The organism is Actinomadura xylanilytica, from assembly GCF_030283145.1.
Lineage (GTDB): Bacteria > Actinomycetota > Actinomycetes > Streptosporangiales > Streptosporangiaceae > Spirillospora > Spirillospora xylanilytica.
The window spans coordinates 1,341,903-1,368,827 of the sequence record NZ_JASNWE010000002.1 but is presented as its reverse complement, the minus strand read 5'-3'; the positions used below and the strand labels follow the sequence as shown (position 1 = coordinate 1,368,827).

The window sequence follows — 26,925 nt, the reverse complement described above, 5'->3', positions numbered from 1 at the left end:
TGGCTTCCGCCACCGGATTCGAACCCTGTGACGGGCCTGATCCACTTGCGATGGTAAGCGACGTGAGGTCGCAGCGGTTTGGTGCTGCGACCTGGCGAATCGCTGTGGCCTGAGCTAAAATAGAATTGTCGAGTCGGATTAAGCGCCTATTACGATCTGGCATGGCTCGCCAATCGAGCCCAACCGGGACAAAAATGTGCGGTCGGGTGCGATCGCCCCTCGGACACGCACCGACCGCACATGTGGGGGTTCAGGAACGATCTGGACCTCCACTTCGCGTTTCTGCGGGTAGTACGTCATCGCGAGTCCGAGTTCCTGGAACAGGTCGGCCTTGTCGAGTGGATGGGCCTTGAGCACCATCTGCGCGAGGGCGCCGGTCTGGTCCAGCAGATCGGTGATCTCGTCCCGCGAGACGCGATCTCGGTGCGGAACCGTCCGCATCTGGGCTTCGAGACGGGCTCGTTCCCGCTTCACATCGTTGATCCAGCAGGTCACCTCCGCCGGGTCGGCTCCGGCGTCGAGCGCACCGCGGTACTGGTTGAGCCTGCGGTCACAGGTGGCGAGTTCCTTACGCAGACGCGCGCCCGGGTCGTCCGTTGGATCGGTTGCCTGTTCCATCATGGCCTCGATCACCGTAGCGATCCGGTCGGGGCTGAACGCGGTCGCGAGCCAGCCCTCGACCGGCCCCAGGATCTCGGCTTCGCGCAGGTAGACGACCCTGGGGCGAATGCACCCGACCGCACATGGCCCGCGTGGTGTCCCATCGGCGAACCGCACCAGATCCGGGTGGGCGGGTAGTCGTGTCGGTGTGGATATGGGCCACCCACCCACGTTTCATCGTCGTGCCGTTCATGTACGGGTTGGACGGCCGCGCCGCGTGATCCCGGTGGGGCATGTGGGGTTGGTTGCGGTCCTCGGACACGTACCGCTCGCACATGTGGGGGCTCGGGAATCACCCGGGCCTCCACTATTTGCTTTTGAGGGTAGTACGTCATCGTGAGGCCGAGCTGCTGATGGAGATCGGCCTTGTCGGCGGGGTCAGCCTTGCTGATGACCTTCACCAGATCCCCCGTGCGTTCCATCAAGGCAGTGATCTCGTCTCTGCCCTGCTTCGCTCGGGGCGTTGCCCGGATCTGCTGGTTCAACCGCTTCTGCTTCGCCTTGGTCTCGTTGATCCAGGCCGTGACCTCGGCGGGGTCGGCTCCGGCGTCCAGGGCGGCCCGGTAGGCCCCCGCAACGGCCGTGAGCTGCTCGCCAAGCAGGCCGAGCTGAACACCGTCCACAAACGCGTCCGGGCCCGCAAACTGGCCACGAGCGTGCTGAATATCTGGCCGCCAGCGGGCCGGAACAGTTGGCCGTTGACAACCCGCGGCATCGCCCTCAAAAGGCTTGCCCTTTCCATTTCCGACGCCCATCGGCCGAACTGTTGCCGCAGGCTCTACCAGCAGTGATGCTTTTGCGGGCCGATGCCGATCGAGAACAGGTCGAAAACGCTGGCCGCCATGCTGGGTGCCTCTCACGCCTTTGTGTTGAGAGAAAAACGCCGAAATGCCGACCTCCCGAGTTATCAACCGGGGGAGGTCGGCATTCTGTTCTTGCCGCGCCGTGCAGTGCCCAGCACCGCTTTTGCTGCGGCGACCGGCGGCTCCTTACTCGGTCCGCAGTGCGGTGGCGGTCCGGGAGCGTGCCGCCCAAATTGCCGGCAGCAGCGCCCCGAGCAGGGCGATCACGATCCCGCCGGCCAGCAGGGGGAGGAGTAGCCCGGCTGTGTAGGTGTGGGTCACGCTCGGCGGCAGGTGGCGGCCGATCGCGTTCCCCATCGGGGTCAGTGTCGCCTTCTCCACCGCGACCCCGATCGGTACCCCGATCAGCCCGGCGATCAGGCCGGTGAATGTCACCGAGGTCAGAACCATCGCGATGGTCTGCTTGGGTGTCATCCCGAGGGCCTTGAAGATCCCCAGGTCATGGACCCGCTCCCGGGTTTCCTGCACCACGGTGTTCAGCACTCCGAGCGCGGCGACCGCGATCAGCATCAGCGTGAGCGTGGCCACCAGGGCGCCCATGGTGATCACCACGAGGTTGTTCCCGCCCGAGCTCGGCTGGACCGAGGCGTTCAGCGGGGTCAGCGCGGCGGCGGCCGAGGTGGACCAGTCCGATCCCTTGACGTTCGAGGCCAGCTCGACGTTGAACTGGTCGATGCGCGGAGTCAGACCGGCGGCGCTGAAAGTATCCGCGTCCGTCATGACCGTGTAGTCGCCCAAATTGGTGTCGAACTCGATGCCGACGACCTTCAGTGACGTTCGCTTGTTCCGCTGCATCACGGTGACGTCGTCACCGACGTGGATCCCCACCGTCGTGGCCAGCTTGTCGCCGACGACGGCCTCGCCGGGCGCCGAGTACCAGCGGCCCGATAGCAGCTCCAGGTTCGTCCAGGAGAAGTCGCCGCTGACCGTGAACACCTTCGGCGTTTCGCCGCCGGTCGGCGCGCCGACCATGGTCGCGCCGCTGTCGCCCCAGCCGAACGCGGCCTTCGTGCCCGGGGTCTTGGCGAGCGCGGCGGCCACCTTGGGGGCGTCCAGGTACTGGTGGCGCGGGTCGTTGGGGCCGTAGAGACCCCAGGGCTTGCCTACGTCGGCTGTGGGTATCACGTACGCCGGCGCGTGGTTGAAGCCTGAGGTGGTGGCTTGCAGGTACTTGCTGAACCCGACCTCCAGCCCCACCGCGAAGGTGAGGGTCACCGCGCCGAGCAGCACCGCCGCCCCGACCAGTACGGCCCGGCCCGGCTTCGCGAAGGGCTGTGCCAGTCCCAGCGACATGGCCCGGGGCAGCGGCAGCCGCGAGGCCAGACGTTGCGCCGTCCGACCGCGCCCGGCCTTGGGGACGCGGCCGGCCAGCAGGGCCTGGACCGCCGGCATGCGGCCGGCCCGCAGTGCCGGGATCGAAGCCGTGACGCCGACGACCAGCAGGGTGCCCAGCGCCACCACGGCGCTGACCCACAACGGAATCGTGGCACTGGCCGCGCCGAGCTGCTTGGTGGCCTCGTCCAGGATCGGCACGGCCAGGAGGTTGCCGAAGACCGTGCCGAGCACCACGCCGAGTGTCGCCGGGATCATGGCCTGCGCGGTGTAGGCGCGGACCACCTGCGAGGGGGTGAAGCCCAACGACTTCAGAATCCCGATGCGCCGGATTCCCGCGGACACGGCCCCGCTGACCACGATCGAGATGATCAGCACCGACAGGATCAGCCCGAAGATCCCGAAGGCGACCAGGAACGGCACGTAGGCCTTGGCGTTGCCGGTCACCTGCCATTCCGCGGTCAGGTACGACTGTCCGGCCTCGACCGTGCCGGGTGGCGCGGCGGCGGCCACCGCCCGCTTGTCGGTGGCGATGTCGGCGTTGGTCCCGGCCTTGGCGAACCGGTAAAGCATCTGCTTGTCGGATTTGGCCCCGGCGGCGGTGAGCCGCGCGAAGCCGTCGGCGGTGGCGAAGGCGGTCGCGCTGTTGGTCACCGAGTCGGCGAAGCCGACGACCTTGAACGACGGCTTGCCCGGCAGGGAGGAGAACACCACCGAACTGCCGAAGCAGTCGATGGCGTAGTGCTGCCACGGCAGTGCGATCTCGCCTGGGCCGGTCGGCCAGCGCCCCCGGGTCAGCGCCAACTGGTCCATCCCGGAGGTGCTCCCCAGGTCGGGCCGGGTGGTGACGGTGATCGGACCGTTGTCGTGACCGGCCCAAGCCTTCTTGGGGCAGTCGGTTCCGACGGTCGTGTCCAGGGCGGCGGCGATCGGGTACGGACCGCCCGCCTCGGTGACGCCGGAGGCATGCGCGGTGGCGGCGGCCCGCGCGGCCGTGACCTTCGAGCCGTCGAACTGGACCGCCAGGTGCGCCCCGTTCCGAGCACTGAAAGCGTGCTCGAACGGGGCCTGCACGACGGTCAGCAGGCCGAGGGAGAGTACTGATGACGTCACCGCGGCGAACGTTGTCAGGGCCATGACGAGGGACTGGACCCGACGCCGTCCCACGCCGGAGCGTACGACCTTGCCTAGGGCACTCACCGGCTCACCACCAGCGGCAGGCGGGCCATGGCGTGGAATCCGACCTCGGAGAGGCGCCGGGGCAGCGGAGGCTTGCGCAGCGTCATTCGACCGCTCCCGCCGGACGGGTCAGCGACGAGTAGGCGGCCAGGCCGGCACCCCTGTCGCTGTTGACGACGTCCCGCTCGACCGCACCGTCCACCAACTCGATCGTGCGACGCGCGGTGCTCGCGGCCAGCTGCACGTCGTGGGTCACCAGCAGGATGGTCTGACCCTCGCTGTTCAGGTCCAGTAGCAGTTGGCGCACGTCGGCGGCCGAGCTCGAGTCGAGCGCGCCGGTGGGCTCGTCGGCCAGCAGCAGCGCCGGCTTGTTCATCAGGGCCCTGGCCACCGCCACCCGCTGCCGCTGACCACCCGACAGCCGCTGCGGATAGGCCTTGGCATGCCGCTCGATGCCCAGCGAGCCGAGCAGCTCGACGGCCCGGCGCTTCGCTTCGCCCTTGCCCATCCCGGCCAGCTGCGCCGGGACCATGACGTTGTCCAAGACGGTCAGATCGTCGAGGAGGTTGAAGAACTGGAAGACCATGCCGATGGACTCCCGGCGGTACTTCGCCGAACCGGCCTCACCGAGCCGGTCGACGCGCGTGCCGTTGACCGTCACGGTGCCGCTGGAGGGCCTGTCCAGACCGGCGATCAGGTTCAGCAGGGTGGACTTGCCGCTGCCGGAATGGCCGAGGATCGCCACGCAATCACCGGGCACCACGGACAAGGTCACACCGGCCAGCGCGGGTGGGCCGTCGTCGTATTTCTTTGTCGTATCGACAAGATCGATCAAGGGTGCATTCGTCATGGCCCTGAACCTAAGAACGGAACGCTGTCCGTCGCGTCGGCCGGGGGATGTCACCGTTCCCCAGGCCATCGGCCCGGCGGTGTACCCCGCGTACATCCCCGGGGCGACGCGCAGAGCCGACGCCGCTGAATACGATCTCCGTATGGAAGGGCTTCTCCAGCGTCTCTCGACATCGAAGCGCGTGATCTGGCTGATGTCACAGGCCGTGGTGCTGGCCACCGCCTGCCTCTACGCGCTGACGCTCTACAAGTCGATGGTTGCGCACTACGACGACCAGTACCAGTTTTCCGGCCTCGGGGTCTTCCGGACGATGGGGCTGTGCGTCGTGCTCGCCCTTCCGGTTCTGCTGGTGCGCCGTCTGCCGACGGCGGTCTTCGCGACGATCCTGGGCGAATCGGTCCTCGGCGACATCTTCGGCGCACGGCCCTCGATCGCGTTCTTCCTGATCATCGCCTTGGGCGGGTACCTCGCCGTCCGGCGCCCGAAGGCCGCCGCCGTCGGCTCCGTCGCGGCCGTCGCGGCCGCGTTCGTCAACGACATGCACGTCCCCGGGCAGTCCGTCGGCGACGCGGTCCAGTGGGCCGGGCAGTACCCATTGTGGGTCGCAATCGCGTTGGTCTTCGTACGGGTGAACCGCAAACGCCGTGAATACCGCAAAGCCCTGCACGAGCAGACCGCGGCCCGCGCCATCGTGACCGAGCGGCTGCGGATCGCCCGCGAACTGCACGACAGCGTCGCGCACAGCATCGGGATCATCACGGTGCTGTCGGGAGCGGCGGCGCGGGTCGTGGAGACCAGGCCCGAGCAGGCGCGGCAGGCGCTGACCGGCATCGAGACCACCAGCCGCCAGACGCTGCTCGAGCTGCAGCGCATGCTCGGGGCGCTACGCCGCGCCGAGCCGGACGACGCCATGCCGCCGGCCGCTCCGCTGGCGCCGGCCGGCAGCCTGGCCGACGTCCCGCAGCTCGCCGAACGCACGGCCGACGCCGGAGTGCGGGTCCACGTGAGCTGGCAGGGCGAGCAGCGTCCGCTGCCGCCGGAGATCGAACTGTCGGCGTTCCGGATCATCCAGGAGTCGGTGACGAACGTGGTGCGGCATTCCGGGGCGCGGACGTGCCGGGTCGCGGTCGGCTACGAGCCGAAAGGAGTGACGATCGAGGTGGTGGACGACGGGGACGACGGTCCCGGCGGGCCGGGCCGTCCGAGGCTCTCCGCGGCCGGCGGGAGCGGCTTCGGCCTGCTCGGCATGCGCGAGCGAGTGACGCTGCTGTCCGGCCAGTTCAGCGCGGGCCGGCGTCCGGAGGGCGGATTCCGGGTGGCGGCGAGGCTCCCGGCATGAGCGTGCGGGTGCTGCTGGTCGACGACCAGCCGCTGATGCTGGTCGGGCTCGGGATCCTGATCGGCGACACCGACGACCTGGAGGTGGCCGGGGAGGCCGGCGACGGCCGCGAGGCGGTGCGCCTGGTGCGTGAGCTGCGGCCGGACGTCGTGGTGATGGACATCCGGATGCCGGGCATGGACGGGATCGAGGCGACCCGGCAGGCGACCGCCGAGCCGGACCCGCCCAAGGTGCTGGTGCTGACGACCTTCGACGACGACGAGTACGTCTACGGCGCACTGCGCGCCGGGGCCAGCGGATTCCTGCTCAAGAGCATGGCCCTGAACGCGATCCTGGACGCGATCCGCGTGGTGGCGGCCGGCGACGCGTTGATCGCGCCGAGCGTGACCCGACGGCTGATCGCGGACTTCGCCGGAACGTCCGGCCCTACGGCCCCCGAACCGGACGCCGAGCCCGCCGCGGACTCACGTCTCATCGCGGGGATCACCGACCGGGAGCGCGAGGTGCTGGCACTGGTCGGACAGGGGCTGACGAACACTGAGATAGCCGAGCGGTTGGTGATCAGCACGGCGACGGCGAAGACTCATGTCGCGCGGCTGTTCGCCAAGCTCGAGGCTCGGGACCGCGTCCACCTGGCGATCATCGCCTTCAAGACCGGACTCACGCCGCATAGACCGTAGGGCAGGATGAGAAGGACAATCGCCGACCACGAGTTCGCCGCGTTCGCCAGATGCGCCAGCTCACCCACCTGACCGCAGCGGGATTCGAGTCGAGGTTGTTCAGGAAGCCACGGACCGGTGCGGGTGTCGGTGAAGCGCTGCAGGTCGTCACCGAGGCGATGCAGTAAGACCTGGGTCTGGTGCCGGAGGTCACCTCGGGCAGAAGACCGAGAGCGTGGTAGCCCGCTTCCGGGCCGAGGAGGATCGGACCAAGGGAAGACCTTTAGCAAGGTCAGCGCCTTGTACGTGCTTCATCGCTGTTAACTGGCGTGTTCGCGCGCTGTCTCAGCGAACCGGCCTAAGAAACGCGCCGCGCGGTTCGTGAAGATCCACGCGCTCTGGCCCGTCCACCGCTGTTCCTTGGTCCGATCCTCTCGACCCGATCGTGAACCCGCCGTCGGCGAGTTCGCGCAGCCAGCTGCGGATACGAACCGCCTGCACATGACACCGGGGTCACGGCGTCGGGAACGGTAGGACGGCGGCGGGCAGGGGGATCGGAGTTGGGGTAACGGGCTTGATCCCCCCTCGGACACGCAGCGACCGCACATGTGGGGGTTCAGGAACGATCTGGGCCGACCTCTTCGGCAGCGGCGATGACCTGCCCGGGGCAGATCGGCGTCTGGTGCTGGTCGACCGGCTTGCCGCGTTGCGTGCGGGGTGCGTGAAGGCCGCATCCGCCTCGCGGGACGAGATCACCGATCTGCTGGACCAGACCGGCGCCCTTGCGCAGATGGTCCTCAAGGCCCATCCACTCGACAAGGCCGACCTGTTCCAGGACTGCGTCGCCCGGTTCGGCCACGAATGGACCACAAACCTGTGAACTCCGCAGTTCCGATCCGCCCAACCGCGAACGTGAGCGCGAGATGAGGCTATTCGGACTGCCTGAGGTCCTTGATCAATCGGGGAATGCGCCACTGCGTGACCAGGGAGGGCCATTGGTGAACCGGGTACGAGAGTCGGACGACGAAGTAGTTCAGGTACTCCACGACCCCGAAGAGCCAGACCGCGACGACGAGCACCGTGCCGGCCCCGGTCGGGAACCACACGATGACCCCGATCAGCCCCGCTGCAAGGAGAATCGGGTCGAGGACCCGAAGAGCTCGGTAGGTGGCGGCCATACGGCCCGGCATCGGTGCTCGACCTGCCCAGCGACGGGCCAGAAGCCAGTACGCGCCGGCCTGCACGAGGATCACGAGCAACGGCAACAGCGCCGACCACAGAGAAGGGGCGATGTTGGTGACGGGCAATACGCCGCTGACGGCAATGGTGACGAACACCGCTGCCGCGACCAACTCACCAATCCCCAGGCTCGTGTATTTCCGTCGCAGCCTCGTGTGGCGCTCGGAGCCCACCGTGTCCACTCTCGACCGATGGTCAGTCGACGACTGCTTGCCGTGCCGGGACATGGCTCCAGTCTCTCATTCAGCCGTGCCGCGTCGACGCGATGAGCCCCGTGGTGCCGACCGCGATGACAAGCTGCTCCCGGTTCGTGGGCCCGGAGCTTGGATCGAAGACTCCCGACCTAGGCCTTGACCGCGCGGTATGCCAGCCGAGAAGGCTGGGCTGGTCGATCACCCATGGCCACGTGCCGTCCGCCTGAAGGCGAGCCACCTCGACGGTGGCGCCGCCATCGGGCAGGCGCATCGAGGTCAGGCGCCCGGCGCCGGCTGACCCCCGAACGGGCGTCATGACACCGGACGGCCCGACCGTGAGACTTGAATCACACACCGCGGCCGGCCCGGCGACGGGGCTGCGGTGCGCGACGGGGCGTCCCTCAGGAAAGGGTGTTGACATATGCGCGAGGGCTGTTCGGAACTTGGCTGGCCGATCGTCAGGGCGGCATCCGGCGGGCGGGCGGGACGGTGAGGCTGCGCGACCGGGCGCCCAAGATCGGGCCGACTCGGGAGGTCACCACGGCCCGCACCCTGGAGCGGGTCGCTCCGCTGCTGAGCACGGTCGGGGTACGGCGGGTCGCCGACATCACGTGGCTGGACCGGATCGGGATCCCCGTCCACAACGCGATCGTCCCTCGGTCGCACGACCTGTTGTCGGTCTACAACGGCAAGGGCCGCACGGATGAGGACGCGCGGACTTCGGCGATCATGGAGGCGGTGGAGCGGTTCGCGGCCTGGCAGCCGAGGACGCCCGAGGTCGTCGCCTCGTACGCCGAGTTGGAAGGGCGGCGGGTGGTACTGGCCCCAGCGGACCACAACCTCGCGCCGGGCCATGCGTACCGGCCTGCCCGCCCCGTCTCGTGGACGGCGGGCTTCGACCTGCTGAACGACGAGGAGGTCCTGGTGCCGCTCTGCCTGGCGGGGTACTACATCGCGTTCCACGAACCGCAGTGCTTCGCCGTCAACACCAGCAACGGCCTGGCGTCGGGGAACTCGCTGGAGGAGGCCGTCTGCCACGCCCTCTGCGAGGTGATCGAACGCGATGCCCTCACGATGGCGGACCTGGTCAGCAACCGGCTGCGGCACATGATCCGGGACCGGCTCGGCGACCGCACGCCGGCGGGCGCGGAGGAGCTGCTGGAGGACCGCACCCCGAGCGTCGAACTGGAATCGCTCCCGGCGGCGGCGCGCTGGTTCGCCGACCGCGTCCGGGACGCGGACCTGCCGCTCGTCGTCCGGGACATCACCTCGGAGATGGGCATCCCGACGTTCGCCGCGGTGGTGAGCGAGAGCGTCGCCGACAGCTTCTCGCCGGGACACTCGGGATACGGGACGCACCCGGACGCCGAGGTGGCGGTCATCCGGGCGCTGACCGAACTGGCGCAGAGCCGCGCGGTCGACATCCAGGGCATGCGGGAGGACATCAGCCTGCCCGGCGAGGAGATCGGGAACTGGGCGCATCACGTGTCCCGTGCCGGGGAGGCCGACCGGTCGGTGTGGCCGTGGCGCGAATCCGCCGTCCCCCGGCGGTTCACGGACGTGCCGAGCCGTCCGAGCGACGACGTGATGGACGACGTCGCGCTGATGCTGGGGCGGCTTCGCGAGAACGGACTCGAACGCGTGATCGTGGTGGACTTGACGCCGCCGGGCTTCCCGGTGCACGTGGTGCGGGTGATCGTTCCGGGGTTGGAATCCTGGGCCATCGACCAGAGCAGGCTCGGGCCGCGCGCGGGCGCGTGCTGGGAGTCCGCGCTGGCGTCGCTGGCCGCGCCGAAGCAGCGGGCGGGAGCGGGGGCATGACGCGCGCCGTGGTCTTCGCCGGCCCGAGCATCGACGCGGACACGGTCGCGGGGCTGGCCGAGGTGGAGCTGCGCCCGCCGGTCAAACGCGGGGACATCGACACGCTGCTCGCCGAGCCGGATCCGCCGGATGTGATCGGGATCGTGGACGGGCAGTTCCTACAGGGTCTGATGATCTCGCCCAAGGAGGTGCTGCGGGCGATCGACCGGCACCCGGCGCCGGTGCGGGTGCTCGGCTCGTCCAGCATGGGCGCACTGCGCGCGGCGGAACTCGCCGAGGACGGCATGGCGGGGGTGGGCCAGGTGTTCGAGATGTACCGGTCGGGGGCCATCGACGCCGACGACGAGGTGGCCATCACGTTCGACCCGGACTCGTTGCGGGCGCTGTGCGAGCCGATGGTCAACATCCGGGTCGCGGTCGCCGCGGCGGTCGCCGGCGGGGTCGTCTCGCCGGCCGGAGCGGACGTCGTGCTGGCCGGAGCGAAGGCGTTGTACTTCCCGGACCGCGGCTACGACCGGATCCTGCGGCTGCCGGCCGTCCGGGAGAACGTGGCCGAACGCGAGCTGACCGCGTTGCGGGAGTTCCTGGCCGGTGACGCGCCGGACGCCAAGAGGGACGACGCCGTGGCCCTGCTCCGGCAGATCCGCTGACGGCCGAACGGGGAGCGGCGGCGGTCGGCGGTGGGAGCGGCCGACCGCCGTCGCCGATCAGGGGAGCACCATTGCTGGAAACAGGTACGCGAACGTTCTCGATCGAGATAGTGAGTACCGTGCCGCTGCTGCGGCACGGGCTCGCCGAGCTGCTCGGCAAGGTCCCCAGCTTCCTGGTGGACGGCGGTGGGCCGCCCGGTGCCGCCCCGGACGGGCGGTGGCGCACCACGATCCTGATCATCGACGCCGTCGAGAGGGCACCCGACACGCTGGTCGGCGCCGTGCTGGACGCCGCGCCGAAGTCGAAGGTCATCGTGCTGACCGACTCGGCCGACCACCGGTTTCTCGGCCGGGTCCTCGCGTCGGGGGCGCACGCCTGCCTCGCCAAGCAGGCGCAGCTCGACGAACTCGTCTGGGCCATCCACGCCGTGCACCGCGGCGACGACGTCTTCGTCCTCTCGGCTCCGGTCGAGGCGGTGCGGAGGCTGCGCCCGGCGGCACAGGAGGCGGGGGCGCTGACCAACCGGGAGATCGAGATCCTGCGGCTGGTGGCGACCGGCCTGAGCAATCGGCACATCTCACGGCGGCTGTTCATCACGGAGGCGACCGTGAAGCGCCATCTGACCAACGCCTACACGAAGCTGGACGTCAGCTCGCGGGCCCAGGCCGTCCGCAAGGCCCAGGAGTTCGACCTGGTGCGGGAGGCGCCGCGGACCGTTCAGCACTGACCGTCCGCGTTGACCGGGCTCAGGTTCCGGCCGAGGGGATCGGGGCGAAGGCGCGGCCCAGCGCGGTCAGGTCCGGGTGGGCGCTGACGCCCTCGGCGATCGCTTCGAGCGGGAAGACGCTCACCGAGGTGGGCGGGTACCCGATCAGCTCGATCGCCCGCGTCACCCGGGCGGGGCCGTCCATGTGCGCGGCACCGTCCCACAGGTAGACCGCGCCCCAGACCTGGCGCCGCTCGTCGCCGAACCACATCTTGAGGCGCATCCCCGCGAGCTTCGAGTACGCGTCGACGGCGTAGTCGCGGAGGTAGCCGCGGAGGTCGTCGACGGTGACGCTCGACCGCTTCAGGTCCCAGAGGACGAACTGGAGGTACATGTCGGGCTCCTCGTGCGCTTCAGGGGAATGGATGGGGATGCGGGTTGACGTCCCGTGGCGACAGCCGCCGGTCGCGGTACCCGAGCCGGCGCGGGACCTCATGCAGCCTCGGCAGGCCGTCCACCCGGCGCAGTTCGTGGCCGAACGTCATGGGCAGCGTCCCTGGAACGATCACTTTGACGCAGGACAGGTCCCGGGCGCGGTGCTCGGGCGTCGACTGGTCGACGACGATCACATCGAGTCCCTCGCAGAGGTAGCGGCCGGCCAGTTCGCGGAGGTCGTCGCTGAGATCGGCGTTCCGGAACGCCTCGCCCGGCCCCGCGCCGCGGCCCGGCATGTCGGCGAACCGGACCGTGCGGGGGGATGACACGAGGTGGTCCAGCCGCGAGAACGCCTCGCGCGTGCCGTAGAGCAGGGAATGGTGCGACATCTCGGTCACCAGGGACGGGGCGTCCACCATCCGGCGAGCCTGCTCCCGCTGGTCCGGGTACCGGCGCATGAGATCGGGCAGGATCGACCCGAGTTCGCTGAGGGCGTTCTCCGCGGCGGTCTCGGGATCGAGATGCGAGCCGGCGGCGCACACCGCCTTGGGACGCTGAGCGTCGTCCGACGGGTCGACCGCCATGGCCCATACGCAGGGGATCCGCTGCTCGACGCTGATGTCGAACGCCATGACCTCGTACCCGGTCTCGGCGCGCATGGCCTCGACGATGAGCGGGACGACACGGCGGCCGGCCGAGCTGAGGTCGATTCGGGGCGCCGCCATGCGCGCGTACCAGGTCATCAGGAACGCGTCGCGCTCGGCCACTTCGAGAATCCCGTGGAGGATCGCCTCCTCACGGCAGGCGCCGAGCGCGCAACCGTTCGAGATCTCGTAGACGAAGGGGGCCCGCTCTCCCTCGGTCCGGTGGAGCCGGTAGTAGGCGTAGGCCTCGGGCACCAGGATGGGTCCGCCTCGCCGGAACGAGTGTCCCCACACCCAGTTGTACTTCTGGTCGACCTCGAACGGCTCGTACCGGAAACCTGCGCTCCGGTGCCGCTCCGTTGGGTACAGACCCAGCTCCCTGGGGTCGAGGGCCTGGTCGCGCAGTTCGGCGTAGGTGCCGCGCACCACCGTCCGCCGTCCGCCGGGTTCCATTCCCCCGTGCCGCTCCAGCGCCTCCAGCATCGCGACACGTTCGCTGCTCTCGTAGCTGCGAGTACGGCCGTACCCGCCCTCGGTCGCCCCGTCGCGCAGCCCCATCCAGGCGGCGGCGATCACCGAACCCGCCTCGTCGTCCCTGGCCAGCAGGCGGATGAGCCCGCATTCGGCGTCGACGTACGCGGCGGTCAGCGCGTCGCGGTGCCCGTCCGCCTTCCTGATGCGGTAGCTGCCGGGGGCGGTCTTCGGTCTCGATTCGAGGACGAGGCCCGCAGCGTCCGGGGTGTCGGCCGGGAGGCCGCCGCACACCACGCATCTGGGGTCGGGCAGGAAGGCGTGCCTGGCGACTTCGAGGGTCTTCAGGTCGACGAAGAGCAGGGCGCCCGACGTGCGCGCCGACGCGGGGTCCTGTTCCAGCCTGCCGATCTCGTCGACGACGACCGCCGCGACGACGTCGGCCGCCGCGCCGGTGAGCCAGGTCGACGCCTGCCCGGCGAGGACGTCGAGGTTGCCGGTGACCACGGCGTCGTGCGCGGCGGCGTGCAGTCGGTTGTGCCGCCGGCGCAGTTCCGCGCAGTCGACGCAGCCCGGCCGCCCGGGACGTTCGGAGGGGCCGATCACCACTCTGCCCAGTTCGGTGCGCACCGGCAGCCAGTACGCCCCGTCCTTCGCGCACTCGGCGCGTATCTCGGCCCGATCCCCGACGTCCCACGCATCGGCGGCGCTCACGACAACGCGCTCGTCCGGCCGGGTCATGGTGCGGCGGGCCGTTGCCCGGGCGATGCCGTCCGCGAGCAGTCCGGTTCCGATCAGTCGCGGCTCAGCCATCGGTCATCACCACGTGGACGGTGTTGGGCATCACGGCGCTCATCTCCGGATCGTGGTCGAGGGGGACGGCGACCGGTGCGTGACCCCGTTCGGCCAAACCGTTCAGCACTGCGCCGAGACCGGCCCGGCCAAGGTCGGGACGGTACGAGCCGCCTCCCCCGAGGTGAACGGGCTCAGGGGTGGGGGGCGTTGGGGCGTAGGCGGGCTGCCCGTGCATCCGGGCCTGGTAGGTGAGGATGGCGGCACCGAGAGAGTCGCGGATCGCGTCCGGCGCGGAGAGGCCGCTGGCGCAGCCGCGCACCGAACCGCCCACCTGGCAGAGCATCGTGAACGCGGGCAGGGACCGTCCGATGGCGTACACGGCGGCCTCCTCTCCCAGGGCGGCCAGGATGGACAGGTAGCGAGTGCCGACCGCGTCGAGCGGGACGTTCTCCAACTCGACACGAGGCGACGGCCCGCACGCCTCCGCAGACTCTTGGAGAGCCAGTCGCCGGACGTGTGCGAGTACGCCCGTTGTCACGGCGTCGCTCCACGTGTAAGCGGAGGCGAGCCCGGTCGGGACGACCCAAGGCGGGCCGGTTTCCCCCGCGTCCTGGACGGCGCGTGGGCGCAGCGCCGGGAACACCGTTTCCGCAGGCACGAGGCGAACCTCGCCACGACCGGTGAGGGCGTAGCCGTGCACGTGCGCGTCCGCCTCCCCTTCTCTGAGGAGGGAAAGCGCGAGGTGAGCATCGGTGCCTGGCTCGAAGGCGGGCCTCTCCTCTGCATCGACCAGTCGGCGCGGATCGACCATGAGCACGGCATGAGCGGAGCATGCGGCGAGCGCCGCATCGAGGCGTGCCGCTTCGAAAGCGAGCCCGGCACCGATCACGCGCGGCAAGGGCGTCTCCCTGCCGAGCAGCCCCACCGGATCGGACACTTCGATCTCACACACGCGCAGCGGAAGCTGGACGAAGTCGCGTTCGGCCGGAGGGCTGAAGACCCCCAGGTGCTCGCCCACACACTGGGCCGCCCGCCGGGAGAACTCTGCCTCGTCCAGGCACGGAGCGGCATGTCTCGCCGCGACGGCCGCCCGGAACGCCGAAGCGGTAGACGGCTCCACCTCGGCCTCGGCGGCGAACGGGTGCCGCACGACGGCGTGCTCCCGGCGGGTCATGGTCAGCGGATCAAACCGCGCGACGTTGCCAGGTCCGGGGGCCGCGACCCCGGACAGCGCCAGCAACGCGCGGCGCACCACCTGCGCGGCGACCACCTGCGCGGCGACCACGGTGGCGACGGCGTGCGGGGCGGAGCTCTCGTCCCTCGCCTGATGGGGGCGGCGCGCGGTACAGCGGAGTTCGACCGATCGCCAGGCAGGGCCGATGCCGAGGCGCGGGCCCGACAAGGTGCACCAGTAGGCGCCCTCGAATGCGAATACCTGGACGAGATCCACTTCCTCGGCCGCGCAGTGTCGCTCCAACCGCACTGCCCGGTCAGCGGCCAAGGGATCCGCTGAACCGCCGGCGGCGTGCAGGACGAGGGTCGCGCTCTTGAGTTCCGGCCCGAAGGCTGCACTGCCGAGCGTCGCATGGGTGACGCGCTGCTCCGGATCGCGACGCCCCTCTTCGACGGCGGGAAGCAGGGCGTCACCCTGATCGGGGGTCACTAGGTGGACGAACGCCAGCCCGGAGCGCAGCGCGGCGGCGGCCACGGCGGGCACCAGAGCCCCCTGCCCCACGACCACCGCTCGTTCGTTCCGGTACTCCTGGAATGCCGCGTGGCCGGAGTCCCGGAAGTAGGAGAGGAAGCCTGCCTCGCCACGGTAAGCCGAGCCGCCCGGGGTCTCCAGGGGCTCGGCGGGTACAGGGAGCTCCGGGGTGATGCGCTGCCCGGTCCGCACCACGCCTCTGTCGATGAGCGCGACGACCAGCCGTCGCACCATCTCCCGCCGCTCGCCGGACAGGTTCGCGGTCAGCTCGTCCAGGGAGCGGTCGCCGTTCAGATAGGGCGCGAGCCGGGTGAGCAGCGGGTGGACGGCACGTCCCGGCAGGAAGACGGGTCCCTCGTGCGTGAGCAGGTAGAGGCCGCCGTCCGACTTCGTGTAGTGGGCGTCGGGGCGCAGAAGCAGTCCCATGCTCTCCGTCTCCACGTCAGGATCCATCGGCGGGACGGCTGCCCAGCATGAACTCGCCGACGGCGCTCTCGGCCGTGAAACCGGAACCCGTCACTTCGTTGAACGTCTCGGAATCACCGCCGCCGAGCCCGCAGGGAGCCAGCCCCATCGCGGTGGCCGCGAGGTACATCGACTGGTAGAGGACGCCGACGTGCTTGAGGATGAGCGAGTACGGCATCTGCTCATAGGTCCACATCAGCCGCCCGAAGCGCGCGGTCACGACGATCAGCACCTGCGGGTTCAGACGTTCGAACGTGCCGTGGCGGGCAGTGGCGAGCAGCCGCTCCATGCCCCGCCCCGGGCCGCGCACCAGCCGGAGCGCGTGATCGTGCCCGTCGTAGTGGTAGACGCCGGGCGCCAGCCCCGAGGCTCGGCGGACGACCGGGTACAGCTCCAGTTCGTAGACCGAGCCGCCGGCCGGATAGGGCTTGCTGAGCTGCGGGCTCCCGTCTGGGCGGGGTGTCTCGCGGACGCGTGCGCAGCGGTAGAGGAACTCTCCGAGCTGCCGCGCCGTGATCGGCGCGTCGTCGTCGTTGGCGCGGATCGATCGGCGGTCCTCGACGACGGCGGTCAGTGCCGGGTCGCGGCTCCGGAGCGCCTCCAGATCGGGACGGTGCAGGTCGATGGCGGGGCTCTGGTACGGCTCCCGCCGGGCGGGCACCGGCGCGTACAGCCCGTCCGCCCAGCGGGTCCGGCCGTAGCCCCGGCCCAGGCTGTCACGCTCGCCGATCCGGCTGCGCCAGTGGAACCACAACTCGTGCGGGCTCCACTGGCGCCGGTCGAAGGGTTCGTCCTCCGGCAGCGCGGCCGGCACCGCCAGACCGGCGCGGAACAGGTCGCCGCGAAACCGGTGGGCCAAGGTCCCTGCCGCCGGGCTCGGGGTGGAGGGCGACGCACCGGTGAGCGTGCCGAGCAGTGCGGGGTCGTGCAGGCGGGCACTGGCCCAGGCCAAGGGGGATTCCACGACCAGGCCCTCGGTGTCACGTTCCCGGTGTGCGATCGCGAACCGCGACAGGACGAGGTCGTCCGGGACGGGACCGTCCGGGACGGGACCGTTCGGCGAGGACGGGCGCCGCGTCGGCCGCAGCGCGTAGTGCGGGCCTGCTCCGCCGGGTCCGGAGATCTCGGTCTCCAGCCATCCGCCGATCCGCAGCGCGCCGACGAATTCGGCGAGGGCGTCCGGCCCCGCGCCCGCAGCCTCGAGTTCCCGCTCCGTGCAGGGTTCCTTGGCGAGCCGCCGGAGGATGTCGAGTCTCCACGGTTCGGCCGTCCCGATGCCCGCACCGCGCGAACCGATCACGAGCCGCAGCAGGCCGTCGGACGTGGTCGCGCTGTAGACGCCGGGGACCAGCGAGAACCGTTCGGTGAACGTCTCGGAGTCCGGCTGCCCGGTCATCGCGCCACCTCCTCGGCGGGGGGCAGCGACGGATCGGCGAGGGTCCGGACCAGGTCCAGCGCAGAGATCCCGTGCGCCTCCTCCACCGCGGACGCTGCCAGGTGGCACAGCAGGAAGCGTTCTGTTGGAGTGACGCCGAGCCGGGTCAGGTGGAGGTAGGTGTAGTTGAGCAGCAGTTTGTAGCAGAGGAACCAGCCGGCGGCATCGGTCTGCTCCTGCCAGCCCGCGCTGGCGAACAGCTCCCGGTGGAACGGGCTCACCTGCGTGAGGTCGGCGACGTCGAGGCCGGGCGGCGGGGCCTGCTCGTCCAGACCTCCGGACGCGGCCATCCGTTCGGCCCTGGCGCGGAATGGTCCGAGGGCCCTGTTCCAGCTACGCACGTGCGGAACAGGTGCCGATGAGCCTTCCGTCCCGTCCACAGTGGACACGACGGCACGGACACGGTCCACAAGTACCGCGGCATTCCGTCCGTAGTGCTCGTCCCAAGCCCGGCGCAGGCCGTGCCCTTCGGGATATCCGTGGAGGAACGCCTCGGCGTGCGAGCGGAACGAGAGCCCGCCCCGCGCGAGCCCGACGCCGGACAGGGCGTGCGCAGTGCAGATCATCAGGTCGAACGCGATGCCGAGCCTTCGTGCCCCGGACGCGACGTCGTCGAGTGCGGCGAAGACCAGTTCGTTCGTGGCGGTGTAGAAGTCGGCCAGCAGACGCGCGGACGACTCGTCCTCCGGCGACGGCTCGGGACCTGCGTAGAGGTGGATCGAGTTGTCCGCGTGCCAGGGCAGAAGGTCCTCGGTCTCCGATTCGAGTTCCGCCAGCCGCCGGTGCATCGGCAGGTGCTCGTCCAGGTTCAGGCGAGCCCGCGACGGGTGCTCGGCGAGGAATCCGCCGAGCACCTCGTCGACCGCCGGACGCGCGACAGCCTCCAGCACGCCGGGCTCGCACTGGACGTTCAGCCGGACATGCGGGCCGCGGATCCAGTGCCGGGCGAAGTAGGCGTGGTCCACCTCGCCCGCGATGCGCCGGAGCACCGGGCGTATCCCCTCCAGGACGAGCCGGTCGCCGCCTTCGTGGTAGTGGATCCGGAAACTGTGGGAACGCATCGGTCAGGTCCTTTCAGCGAGCTCCGAGACCGCGGCCCCGGCGAGCCGCCGCAGCGCGATCTCCTCCGGAAGCGTGACGGCCAGGCGGTTGCAGACCAGGTGCGCGCAGAGGTCGAGGATCGTGAGGACGGAGGTGCCGGGTTCGGCCGTGACGATCCCGCCCGGACCTTCCCAGCCGGCGCCCGGCGGGCTCAGCGCGCCCCGCTCCGCCTGATGCCGCAGGACGTCGCGCAGCGCCGCGACTGAACGCGTCCAATCGACCAGAGCGCCAGGGCCGGGGCGTCCGGCGTCCTGATCGGCCAGCGCCGCGAGGGCGCGCATCCGCCGGGCGAGGGACACGGCCGTTCGGAGCCGCCGCACGGACGGCTCGGGCGGCGCGAGGTTCGGCGACACATCCTCGTTCTCGAAATGCCGCGTCCCCGAGCTGATCCAGTCGCGCAACCGGCCGGGGTCGGGCTCGCAGGTCAGCCACGCCAGCACCAGCATGGCGAACGCGGCCGTCGACCGCCGCTCGGGCGGGCCGCCCTGCCGCAGCAGATCCAGCGCCAGCCGGCTCGACTCCGCGAAATGCCGTTCCACCGCCTCGATCGCCGCGCCGTGCCCGTACCGTCCGTGCTCGCGCCGGTAGGGGACGTGCACGAGCGTGTCGTTGGGTTGGAGCGAATCGAAGAGCGGCTCCGTCCGTTCCCAGGCCGCCAGCATCGACGCACCCTCCGCGTAGTCCCGCTCGGTCATCACCGGCGTGGAGGGGTGGGCGCGGAAGAACTCCTCGAAACGCCGTTCCACGGCCTCGGTGACCAGAGGGCGGTCCTCGGACCGTGCGGGCAGCAGCCGTACCCGGACGTGCGGGCCGCCGTCCCAATAGCGCAGGAAGAACCAGCCGCTGATCCGACCGTCCTCCGCCAGCCCCGTCGCCAGCGGGCCGACCGCCTCGACGATCAGCCGGTCCTGGTCGCCCTGGTGGAACGCGTGCGCGCTGATCCAGTCGCGTTCGTCCATCTCACCCACCCGCCGAGATCTCGACGAGGAACTCGGCCACGGCGCGCTCGCCGACGGGACCGGCGGCGTCCTCGGGGGCGGGCAGCGCCTCCTCGAACACCATGACGGGACCGGGCGAGCGCAGCATCCGCTCGAATACGGCGAGCAGGTGCCAGTTGGCGAAGTCGATGTAGATGGGTTTGCGAGACTTGTCCAGCACCCACTTGCCCCACTTGTTGTCGGACGGGTCGTCGCTCCAGAGCCCGTCCGTCCACATCCGCACGAAGCAGCGGTCGGGGATCCCGTTGTCCCCGAGCCAGCCCACCAGCCGCACCAGGTAGGCCGCGTCGTCCTCGCCCGGCTCGCGGGCCGGCACCAACGCCGTGGGCACCCGCCACCGGGCCCGGCGGAGGATCACCCGGCCGGCCTCCACCCTCGGTTGCACCGCGGGCTCGTCCGGAACGCCCTGCTCATCGTCGGTCGCCAGCGGGGAGAAGCTCGGGTGCAAGTAGTAGGTCACCCCGAACGCCCAGGTCAGGAACTGAGCGATCGGCGGCAGCAGGACGTCGGCCATCATGCCCAGGTGCAGCGGGACGACGCGTTCGCCCGACCTCGCCGAGACGACGTTCACCAGATCGGTCTCCGGATCGTGCAGCGCCTCCAGGTCCCCGACCGGCAGCCGGTCGTCCCGGGACCGGCCGCTCACGGTGAACGGATAGTCGATCTCGTGCCGCGTGCCGGGTGCGCGGGCGTTCAGCGCCGAGCCGAACGTGCCGCTCAACTCCGCGTACACCGGCCTGGCCCCGTTCTCCTCCCGGCCGAACGGGCCTGGCCCGCCGGTTTCGGGAAGGACCGCGCCCGCCATGGCGGTCAGCCTCTCGGTCCGGCTCCGCCCGCGGCCGAACCCCGCGTGCGCCACGTTCAGCGCGAGCGCGATTCCCCGCTCCCGTTCGACCACCTGCACGTAGCAGCCCAGCGACTCGGGCGGTGCGATCCAGTCGGGCCAGCCGGACGCGACGGCCCGCAGGATCGTGGCCGGGGTACGGATGACGCCATCCGGCGATGGCGGACCCAGCATCTCCCTGCGCGCCTGTTCCTGGATCCGGCCGAGTTCCCTCAGCCGCGCCAGCGGACTCTCCGCCAGAGCCTTCCCGTTCGCGAACGGCGAGGCGCGCAAGAACCGGGCGACCTCCCGCCCGTGGGACGACCCGCCCTCGTCCGGGGCGTCCGCGCGGGCGATCTCCTCGTGCACGGCGCGGCAGAGTTCCAGGAACGGGACGCGTGCCGCGCTGCCGAAGCGTTCCCGGAAGTAGCCGCCCAGCGCGAGCCTCAGCGGCAGGGCGGGATCGAAGACCGCGAGCCACCGCCGGACCACGTCCAGGTCGTCGAGCGCGGGCCGCCAGCGCGACGCCGAGCACGCCACGGGAGCGCCGGCGAACACCGCGTTCTCGTGGAAGATCGCCTTGCTCATCTCGGCGACCGGCTGGAACGGCAGGCCGACCCGGGTGATGAGGTCGGCCGCGGCGGCGCGGAGGCGTTCCTGGCGGGCGCAGTGCCCGTCGACGTCCTCGACGGGGACGGGCAGGGCGACCTCCCGGCGCAGCCGGTCGAGGAGAGGCACCACATCGACGAGCGCGTCCCCGCCGCAGGCCGTCCAGTCGGCCAGTTCACCCAGCGGGTCGAGCGCCTCGTCCGCGATCGGCGGGTCGAGTATGAGCAACCCCGCCTTCACGAGCGCGTCCAGGAACCGCCGGACGCTGTCGCTCCGCCCTCTGTTCGCCGCCGCCAGCCGTGCCTCGAGACCGCTCAGCGTGTACGGGCCACCCTCGCCGAGGAACATCAGGCAGGCCCGGACCGCCGGGGTCGCGGCCATGGTCACGATCGGCTCGCGAGGCGGCGGACCGGAGAACATCACCCGGTCCCCGGCCTCGACCACACTCGGGTTGACCCGCACTTGCATGGTCGCCTTCAGCGCCGGAGTCTCTCGCAGTTCCCGCACGAGGCTCAGCACGAGGAAGCCGTCCAGCTCAAGGACACCCCTGACCGGAACACCGGAGGCGAAGGCGTCCACTGGCGCGTCGCGACTCCAGGAGCCCACGCCGCTGATGGTGAACGTGCTGTAGGGGCTGGTCTTGGCCGCGGCCCTGGCCACGTACTGCGCCAGCCGCGCCATGGTCTGCGGGCGCGGCCTCCGGCCGGGGTCGGCGAGCCACTTGTCGAGCTCCGCCGACAGCGCCGGGCTGGCCTGCGAGAGCGCCCGGCGGAAGCGCGGACGCCCGGCCGCCGCACGCAGCAGCCGTTCCTTGTCCCGGATCTCGGCTGCGAGGACTCCCGGAAGCTCCCCCGTCAGCCTCTCCAGCGTGTCCAGGCCGCACAGCCATGCGTCGACCCGGTCGGCGACAACGGGGGCGAGCCGCTCCGCGACGGCCGGATTCCACTCCTCGGGACGAGGTCGCCGCGACCGGAAGACCGCCCGGCGCAAGCCGACCAGCCTCGGCTTCAACGCGCCCTCCCCCGACCCGCCGTCGCCCAACGCGCCGATCTCGGCGAACAGGAGATCCGAAAGGGCCGCGCCCTCCTCGGCCAGCCATCGCCGCAGCCGTGCCTGTTCCCCGGCTCCCCGGAAGGACTCCTCCATGCGCAGCCCGGTCAGGACCGCGGCGGGCAGCCCCGCGACCCGCAGGACCGGCGGCGCGTCCACCCGCGCGCCGCTCGAGAGGACGACGCCTTGGTCCAGCACCGCGCTGACGTTCTCGCTCATGACCCCTCCAGCCCTCCAGCCGGCCCGTGCCGCCGGCCCGGAGGCCGGCGGCACGGACGTCCTCCTCGGTCAGCTACTGCTCGGGCAGCAGCTGCAGGTCGCGCTGCACGAGCAGAACGGCAGCGACGCGCCGTGCTCGGGCATCCCGTGGCCCGCGGTCAGCGACTCGATCGTGAGCCCGCTCTCGGCGAGGTCGAACACGTCCATCGGGACGTCCTGCAGGTCGAAGTCGAGCTCATCCGGACTGTTCATTGCTGCTCCTTCTCGTTGACTTTGACGCGGCCGGAAGATCTTCCCCTTGAAAGCTAAGACGGAGACCCGAAAATGACCAGGCAAAGAATGAGAGAAAAGAGTTGATACACCTTTTCGGAAAACGTCTACGACTCGGTGTACACCTTACGGCGCAGCCGCATCTGCCCGGCTGACCGCTCTTGTCATGAATAACCGGCAGCCGCATCATGGCCCTGGGACGGACCACGAGACCACGGCCCTCGGAGACCATATGGAAAGCGCCCTCGCCCACCTCACTGCACGGCCCGGAGCATTCGCCGAACAATGGCCGGAGGTCCCCGAGGTCCACCACGGCGACCCGGTGGCGGCGACGGCGCTGCTCGGCGTCGGGGACGTCGACCGGCTCATCGGCGACCACGGCCTGCCGGCCTCCTCGATCACGATGGCCAAGGACGACGCGATGGCCGAGCCCGGCAGCCTGATGCTCCCCGACATGACCGCGTTCCCGGGCGCGGCCGGGAACCTGGACGCCCGCCGGATCGGCGAGCGGCTGCGCACCGGGCACACGCTGCTGCTCATGGGGCTGCACCGGACTTGGCGACCCCTCGGCCGCTTCACCCGGCTGCTGTCGTCCGAACTCGGGCACCCCCTCTACGCACACGCGTTCCTGACCCCGCCGGAAAGCCAGGGATTCGCCCATCACTGGGACACCGAGGCGGTCTTCATCATGCAGACCGCCGGGCACAAGACCTGGGAACTACACGCTCCCGCCTTCCAGGATCCGCTCCCCCGGCACCGGTGGGGGAGAATTCCGGTTCCCGCCGCGGAACGGAAGCGTTTCGAGAAGGGCACCCCGTTTCTGAGCATCCGACTCTCGCCCGGCGACGTCCTATGGGTTCCTCGTGGCTGGATTCACAACGGATACGCGGAATCGGGGACGTCACTCCACGTCAGCCTCGGAGTTCTCCAATTCACCCGGCACTGGGCGCTCGAGCGGCTCCTCGACCTCGCGGCGGAAGATCCCGAGTTCCGGGTCGCGCTCCCGCCCGGTCTCAACGAACGCGGGCTGGACGGCCCGGTCGGCGATACCGCCGAACGCTTCGCCCGTTGGCTGGCCGATCTCGATGTCGAGCAGGCGGCGCAGAAGCTCCGTGCCGGCCAGTTGCGCGCCCAGTCGGGACCGCGCCGTCCCGCTGTCGCCGCCGCCGTCGCCGCGTCCGACGTGGACTCGGTGACCGGCGTCCCCGGCGCGGTGCTGGCCCTCACCAAGTCCGACAACGGCGTCGTGCTGCACTTGGGCGACCGCGACCTGCGGATCCCCGACCCGGCCGCCGGAGCGGTGCTGCGGCTGATCGACCGCCCCGGCGTCCCGCTGACGTCCGGAGAACTGGCCACGACGACGACTCCCGATGTGGCCCGGCGCTTGCTGCGCACGCTGGTAGATGAGGGCATCGCCGAACCCGCCTCGTAACACGGCCACCGCCCCGGTTCAGTCGACGAAGATGCCGTCCCGGCGAGCCTCCCGGTAGAGATCGACCCGCGTGGTGGCTTCCCGTCCCGCCCGGGCGTACTTCTCCCGCGCCCTTTCGAGGTACTGCTTGACGGTGTGCTCGCTGATGCCCATCTGCCGGGCGACCCCCGCCCGGGTCAGACCGCCGAGCCAGAGGCGCATGGTTCGCAGCTCCTGCTCGGAGAACCTCGGCCGGTCGTCGCCGAGCATCGCGCCGGCCTGTGCCGGAGTGGTGTAGGTCTCCCCCGCAGCGACCGCCAGGATCGCCTCGATGAGATGGCGTCGGCCCTCGCTGGTCTCCTTGGTCAGGTACGCCAGCGCGCCCGCCATCTCGGCGCGGTAGACGGTCTCGGCGTCCGCGTGCTGGGAGAAGACCACGACCCGGCGTCCCCGCGCGGTCAGCTCGGCGATCTGGTCCAGCACGAGCTCGCCGTCGATGCGCAGGTCGATGACCAGCACGTCGGCGTCGGCCGCGGGGCCGGCGTCCAGCCCGCCGAGATCGGCCCCTGTGTGCACGATCTCGACCCGGCGCTCCGGGTCCGCGGAGATCCACATCTCCACCCCGGACAGCACGACATCCTGGTCGTCGATGACGGCGATGGTCACGGCCCTTTCCAACGAACCTCCAACCAGAGCAGCTCCCCGTCACGGTCGCTGGTGACGCTCACCTCGCCGGTCATCAGACACCGCGGTACCCAGGCGGCACCGTCGGCCAGCACCGAGACGCTGACCGCCCCCGCTCCGTCCACGACGACGGTGACACGCGCGTGCTCCCGCGTGCGCGCGAGCACGGCCAGCGGATACTCGGCGAGCGCGGCGGCCGTCCGTTCGTCCAGCGCGGGCGCCGCTCCGACCATGACCAGATCGACGGCGACACCCCGGCGCATGGCCTCGTCGACACCCGGGCGCAGGACCCGGACGACCGGATCGGGGATGTCCTCCTGCTCGGCCAGCAACTGCCGGAGCATGGCCTCGGCCGCTCGGGACCGCTGTCGCACCGCCGGTTCGGCGGGATCCACCGTCCCGTCCGCCAGCCCGCGCAGGACCGGCGTGATCATCTCGCGGGCTTCCTGGTAGCGCAGCTGCCGCGCCGCCGAGACCTCGGCGATGACGGCTTCGCGCCGCGCGGTCTCCCAGCGTTCGGCGGCCGCGGCGGCCGCCATCCCCCCACTGGCCCGGAACACGCCGGCTCCGGTGATCATCGCGAGCTGGATGCTGCCGGACGCGTACAGCAGCGTCACGAAGCCGGCCGCGCCGTACCGGTCCAGGTCGTCCGTGGCCACCAGCACCGCAAGCGTGATCGCCGCGATCACCGCCTGCAACAGCACCACCTCGCGGACGCGGCGGTGCAGCAGGAGGAGCACACCGATCAGGCCGGTGGTGGCCGGCGCCCAGTTGATCCGCAGAAGCTCGCCCGCCGGGCAGTTGACCGCCATCGCCAGGTCCGTGGCCAGGTCGATCACCAGCAGGACGGCCACGGTCGTCCCCTTGGCCGGCCGGAACAACAGCCCCGCCCCCGCCGCGATGACCAGGAGCTGCACCGCCCAGATCACCACCGCGCCGCCGGGCGAGCGGTACTGGCCGTGGTAGACGACCAACGCCGAACCGGCCGCCCCCACCTGCCACAGCACCACCGTGATGACCGTGGCCACGTCATACGCCCGGTGGAATCTGATCGCGAACGGAGCCGCGGCCGACACCTCAGCCATGCGGCCACCGCAGGGTGACCGTGGTCCCTTCCCCCGGCCGCGACTCCACCGAGGCCGTGCCGCCCACGAGCACCATCCGCTCGATGATCGAGCAACTGATCCCCCGCCGCCCCACCGCCACCCTCGCCGGGTCGAAACCCGACCCCCGGTCGGCCACCACCACGGTCGCTCCCGAACCATCCCCTTCAGCGCACACGAAAGCCCAACGCACTCCAGCATGTGCGGCGACGTTCCTCAGCGCTTCTCCGACCGCACCGGCAATCGCCACCGAGATCTGCTCAGGCACACCGACGGGCTCCGCGAACGAACACTCAACGGCCACCGGTGCCTCAGAGGCGACCCGTCCTAGCAACGGCCCCAACTCGACCGTCTCGTCCGAAAGCCCAGGACCGGAGAACTCCTCCAGCACCGCCAGCGCCCGGTGCGCGCCCTGGGCCAGCACAGGCGACCCGCCCCGGACCGCCCCGGAGGCGACCATGGTCAGCGTGGCCAGCACCGAGTCGTGCATCTCCGCCCGGTAAAGGCGTTCGTCCGCCCGGCGTGCGGCCTCCGCCATCGCCTGCCGCCGATCCCGGTCACGATGGGCGACCAGTGTGTCCGCCCGGTTCCCACCACGCCGGAGCAACCACATGAGGGCGTTCACCACGAGCGCCTGGACGAACAGGACCCGTACCTGGCTCGTCGACGCCGGCACTCCGGCCATGTACGCGGCGATGGTCACCGCGGCCAACGCCAGCCCCGCCACCTGAGGAACAGCGAGCTGCGCCACGTAGATGGCGGTGCTGGCCAGCATGATCGCCCAAGTGGTCTCGTCCACCACCGCCGCGACGGGCACCAGCCGGCTCTGCGCGAGCAGCACCAGCGCCACCACCACCGTGTCGCCCACCACCAGCAGGAATGTCAGCCCGTGCCGGAGTGCCCGCACGGTGAAGAACGCCGCCCAACAGGCCAGCCCGCCGAGCGCCCACCCCTGCCCTTCCCGTGAGACCCCGGCCCCGCTGTCGATCGCCACTGAGATGATCGCTGCCGACACGCCGCCGCAGCGCAGCGCGACCGTGAAGCGGAGCACCGTATGCGCGAGCGCGTAATCCGACGGCCCGGCCGTCCCCCGTGCGAGCATCCGTCCCATCCACAAGATCAGATCTTTTGCGTTCGCAGTATGCCCACCCCACGCCACCCGCAGAACAAGATCAACTGTCCACTTCCGGCACCGGCCGCCCGGAACCTTTCCA

General features: G+C 70.6%; 23 protein-coding genes. 8 read left to right on the top strand and 15 right to left on the bottom strand.

The annotated features are described in order from the left end of the window. Positions 1–138 precede the first annotated feature (138 nt). A complete protein-coding gene (locus QP090_RS17495) occupies positions 139–777 on the bottom strand; it encodes a hypothetical protein (RefSeq protein ID WP_285939981.1) in 639 nt (212 codons plus the stop codon). Positions 778–977: 200 nt separating this feature from the next. Between QP090_RS17495 and QP090_RS17490 the strand changes: the two genes are divergently transcribed. Then, positions 978–1,451 (top strand): hypothetical protein, encoded by a 474-nt coding sequence (locus QP090_RS17490; RefSeq protein ID WP_285939980.1) that lies wholly within the window; start codon positions 978–980, stop codon positions 1,449–1,451. Between the two features lie 198 nt (positions 1,452–1,649). Here the strand turns inward: QP090_RS17490 and QP090_RS17485 are convergent, their stop codons facing one another. Both QP090_RS17485 and QP090_RS17480 read right to left on the bottom strand, forming a co-directional pair. Further along, positions 1,650–3,992 carry an ABC transporter permease gene (locus QP090_RS17485; protein WP_285939979.1) on the bottom strand — a complete coding sequence of 781 codons (2,343 nt, stop codon included), beginning with the start codon at positions 3,990–3,992 and terminating at the stop codon, positions 1,650–1,652. A gap of 145 nt (positions 3,993–4,137) precedes the next feature. Further along, positions 4,138–4,884 carry an ABC transporter ATP-binding protein gene (locus QP090_RS17480; protein WP_285939978.1) on the bottom strand — a complete coding sequence of 249 codons (747 nt, stop codon included), beginning with the start codon at positions 4,882–4,884 and terminating at the stop codon, positions 4,138–4,140. A gap of 193 nt (positions 4,885–5,077) precedes the next feature. Between QP090_RS17480 and QP090_RS17475 the strand changes: the two genes are divergently transcribed. The 3 genes from QP090_RS17475 to QP090_RS17465 all read left to right on the top strand — a co-directional run bounded on the left by QP090_RS17475 (position 5,078) and on the right by QP090_RS17465 (position 7,762). Next, complete coding sequence (locus QP090_RS17475) at positions 5,078–6,223, top strand: sensor histidine kinase (RefSeq protein ID WP_285939977.1); 1,146 nt, start codon at positions 5,078–5,080, stop codon at positions 6,221–6,223. Further along, the gene (locus tag QP090_RS17470; RefSeq protein ID WP_285939976.1) at positions 6,220–6,903 is read left to right on the top strand and encodes a response regulator; all 684 of its coding nucleotides are present in this window, start codon (positions 6,220–6,222) and stop codon (positions 6,901–6,903) included. The genes QP090_RS17475 and QP090_RS17470 overlap by 4 nt, the downstream gene beginning before the upstream one ends. A 661-nt stretch (positions 6,904–7,564) precedes the next feature. Continuing rightward, positions 7,565–7,762, top strand: a complete 198-nt coding sequence (locus QP090_RS17465; RefSeq protein WP_285939975.1) for a hypothetical protein — start codon at positions 7,565–7,567, stop codon at positions 7,760–7,762. Positions 7,763–7,811: 49 nt separating this feature from the next. On the opposite strand, the gene QP090_RS17460 is transcribed toward QP090_RS17465, so the two are convergent. After that, on the bottom strand, positions 7,812–8,294 hold the full coding sequence (locus QP090_RS17460; protein WP_285939974.1) for a hypothetical protein: 483 nt from the start codon (positions 8,292–8,294) through the stop codon (positions 7,812–7,814). A gap of 435 nt (positions 8,295–8,729) precedes the next feature. Between QP090_RS17460 and QP090_RS17455 the strand changes: the two genes are divergently transcribed. The 3 genes from QP090_RS17455 to QP090_RS17445 all read left to right on the top strand — a co-directional run bounded on the left by QP090_RS17455 (position 8,730) and on the right by QP090_RS17445 (position 11,514). Continuing rightward, positions 8,730–10,136 (top strand): YcaO-like family protein, encoded by a 1,407-nt coding sequence (locus tag QP090_RS17455; protein WP_285939973.1) that lies wholly within the window; start codon positions 8,730–8,732, stop codon positions 10,134–10,136. Beyond that, positions 10,133–10,786 (top strand): TfuA-like protein, encoded by a 654-nt coding sequence (locus QP090_RS17450; RefSeq protein ID WP_285939972.1) that lies wholly within the window; start codon positions 10,133–10,135, stop codon positions 10,784–10,786. The genes QP090_RS17455 and QP090_RS17450 overlap by 4 nt, the downstream gene beginning before the upstream one ends. 110 nt (positions 10,787–10,896) lie before the next feature. Beyond that, positions 10,897–11,514 carry a response regulator transcription factor gene (locus QP090_RS17445; protein ID WP_285939971.1) on the top strand — a complete coding sequence of 206 codons (618 nt, stop codon included), beginning with the start codon at positions 10,897–10,899 and terminating at the stop codon, positions 11,512–11,514. 19 nt (positions 11,515–11,533) lie between these two features. On the opposite strand, the gene QP090_RS17440 is transcribed toward QP090_RS17445, so the two are convergent. The 8 genes from QP090_RS17440 to QP090_RS17405 form a co-directional block, all read right to left on the bottom strand. Then, on the bottom strand, positions 11,534–11,887 hold the full coding sequence (locus QP090_RS17440; protein WP_285939970.1) for a hypothetical protein: 354 nt from the start codon (positions 11,885–11,887) through the stop codon (positions 11,534–11,536). A gap of 19 nt (positions 11,888–11,906) precedes the next feature. Next, positions 11,907–13,856, bottom strand: a complete 1,950-nt coding sequence (locus tag QP090_RS17435; RefSeq protein WP_285939969.1) for a TOMM precursor leader peptide-binding protein — start codon at positions 13,854–13,856, stop codon at positions 11,907–11,909. Then, positions 13,849–15,969 (bottom strand): hypothetical protein, encoded by a 2,121-nt coding sequence (locus QP090_RS17430; RefSeq protein WP_285939968.1) that lies wholly within the window; start codon positions 15,967–15,969, stop codon positions 13,849–13,851. Before QP090_RS17430 ends, QP090_RS17435 begins: the two co-directional genes overlap by 8 nt. Before the next feature lie 16 nt (positions 15,970–15,985). After that, positions 15,986–17,404: a SagB/ThcOx family dehydrogenase gene (locus QP090_RS17425; RefSeq protein ID WP_285939967.1), complete on the bottom strand. Its 1,419-nt coding sequence runs from the start codon at positions 17,402–17,404 to the stop codon at positions 15,986–15,988. Beyond that, the gene (locus tag QP090_RS17420) at positions 17,401–18,504 is read right to left on the bottom strand and encodes a thiopeptide maturation pyridine synthase (RefSeq protein WP_285939966.1); all 1,104 of its coding nucleotides are present in this window, start codon (positions 18,502–18,504) and stop codon (positions 17,401–17,403) included. Before QP090_RS17420 ends, QP090_RS17425 begins: the two co-directional genes overlap by 4 nt. 3 nt (positions 18,505–18,507) lie before the next feature. Continuing rightward, positions 18,508–19,503: a thiopeptide-type bacteriocin biosynthesis protein gene (locus QP090_RS17415; protein ID WP_285939965.1), complete on the bottom strand. Its 996-nt coding sequence runs from the start codon at positions 19,501–19,503 to the stop codon at positions 18,508–18,510. A 1-nt stretch (position 19,504) separates the two neighbouring features. Beyond that, complete coding sequence (locus tag QP090_RS17410; RefSeq protein WP_285939964.1) at positions 19,505–22,243, bottom strand: lantibiotic dehydratase; 2,739 nt, start codon at positions 22,241–22,243, stop codon at positions 19,505–19,507. Positions 22,244–22,312: 69 nt separating this feature from the next. Beyond that, the gene (locus QP090_RS17405) at positions 22,313–22,495 is read right to left on the bottom strand and encodes a thiomuracin/GE37468 family thiazolyl RiPP peptide (protein ID WP_285939963.1); all 183 of its coding nucleotides are present in this window, start codon (positions 22,493–22,495) and stop codon (positions 22,313–22,315) included. Between the two features lie 250 nt (positions 22,496–22,745). On the opposite strand from QP090_RS17405, the gene QP090_RS17400 reads away from it, so the two are divergent. Continuing rightward, complete coding sequence (locus tag QP090_RS17400; RefSeq protein WP_285939962.1) at positions 22,746–23,945, top strand: JmjC domain-containing protein; 1,200 nt, start codon at positions 22,746–22,748, stop codon at positions 23,943–23,945. An 18-nt stretch (positions 23,946–23,963) separates the two neighbouring features. Here QP090_RS17400 and QP090_RS17395 read toward each other — a convergent pair whose 3' ends face one another. Genes QP090_RS17395 through QP090_RS17385 form a run of 3 tightly spaced genes read right to left on the bottom strand, consistent with a single transcriptional unit; the run spans position 23,964 to position 26,822 of the window. Then, entirely contained in the window at positions 23,964–24,590 is a 627-nt protein-coding gene (locus QP090_RS17395) for a response regulator transcription factor (protein ID WP_285939961.1), read from the bottom strand. Beyond that, positions 24,587–25,693: a hypothetical protein gene (locus tag QP090_RS17390; protein ID WP_285939960.1), complete on the bottom strand. Its 1,107-nt coding sequence runs from the start codon at positions 25,691–25,693 to the stop codon at positions 24,587–24,589. Before QP090_RS17390 ends, QP090_RS17395 begins: the two co-directional genes overlap by 4 nt. Beyond that, positions 25,686–26,822 carry a sensor histidine kinase gene (locus tag QP090_RS17385; RefSeq protein ID WP_285939959.1) on the bottom strand — a complete coding sequence of 379 codons (1,137 nt, stop codon included), beginning with the start codon at positions 26,820–26,822 and terminating at the stop codon, positions 25,686–25,688. The genes QP090_RS17390 and QP090_RS17385 overlap by 8 nt, the downstream gene beginning before the upstream one ends. Between the last annotated feature and the right edge of the window lie 103 nt (positions 26,823–26,925).

Excerpts from the sequence above, each read along its gene's own strand:
- QP090_RS17390 (WP_285939960.1), bottom strand. The coding sequence starts at position 25,693 with ATGGCTGAGGTGTCGGCCGCGGCTCCGTTCGCGATCAGATTCCACCGG.
- QP090_RS17410 (WP_285939964.1), bottom strand. The coding sequence starts at position 22,243 with ATGAGCGAGAACGTCAGCGCGGTGCTGGACCAAGGCGTCGTCCTCTCG.
- QP090_RS17480 (WP_285939978.1), bottom strand. The coding sequence starts at position 4,884 with ATGACGAATGCACCCTTGATCGATCTTGTCGATACGACAAAGAAATAC.
- QP090_RS17415 (WP_285939965.1), bottom strand. The coding sequence starts at position 19,503 with ATGGACGAACGCGACTGGATCAGCGCGCACGCGTTCCACCAGGGCGAC.
- QP090_RS17440 (WP_285939970.1), bottom strand. The coding sequence starts at position 11,887 with ATGTACCTCCAGTTCGTCCTCTGGGACCTGAAGCGGTCGAGCGTCACC.
- QP090_RS17485 (WP_285939979.1), bottom strand. The coding sequence starts at position 3,992 with ATGGCCCTGACAACGTTCGCCGCGGTGACGTCATCAGTACTCTCCCTC.
- QP090_RS17450 (WP_285939972.1), top strand. The coding sequence starts at position 10,133 with ATGACGCGCGCCGTGGTCTTCGCCGGCCCGAGCATCGACGCGGACACG.
- QP090_RS17430 (WP_285939968.1), bottom strand. The coding sequence starts at position 15,969 with ATGGGACTGCTTCTGCGCCCCGACGCCCACTACACGAAGTCGGACGGC.
- QP090_RS17475 (WP_285939977.1), top strand. The coding sequence starts at position 5,078 with ATGTCACAGGCCGTGGTGCTGGCCACCGCCTGCCTCTACGCGCTGACG.
- QP090_RS17425 (WP_285939967.1), bottom strand. The coding sequence starts at position 17,404 with ATGACCGGGCAGCCGGACTCCGAGACGTTCACCGAACGGTTCTCGCTG.
- QP090_RS17435 (WP_285939969.1), bottom strand. The coding sequence starts at position 13,856 with ATGGCTGAGCCGCGACTGATCGGAACCGGACTGCTCGCGGACGGCATC.
- QP090_RS17405 (WP_285939963.1), bottom strand. The coding sequence starts at position 22,495 with ATGAACAGTCCGGATGAGCTCGACTTCGACCTGCAGGACGTCCCGATG.
- QP090_RS17400 (WP_285939962.1), top strand. The coding sequence starts at position 22,746 with ATGGAAAGCGCCCTCGCCCACCTCACTGCACGGCCCGGAGCATTCGCC.
- QP090_RS17420 (WP_285939966.1), bottom strand. The coding sequence starts at position 18,504 with ATGCGTTCCCACAGTTTCCGGATCCACTACCACGAAGGCGGCGACCGG.
- QP090_RS17470 (WP_285939976.1), top strand. The coding sequence starts at position 6,220 with ATGAGCGTGCGGGTGCTGCTGGTCGACGACCAGCCGCTGATGCTGGTC.
- QP090_RS17385 (WP_285939959.1), bottom strand. The coding sequence starts at position 26,822 with ATGGGACGGATGCTCGCACGGGGGACGGCCGGGCCGTCGGATTACGCG.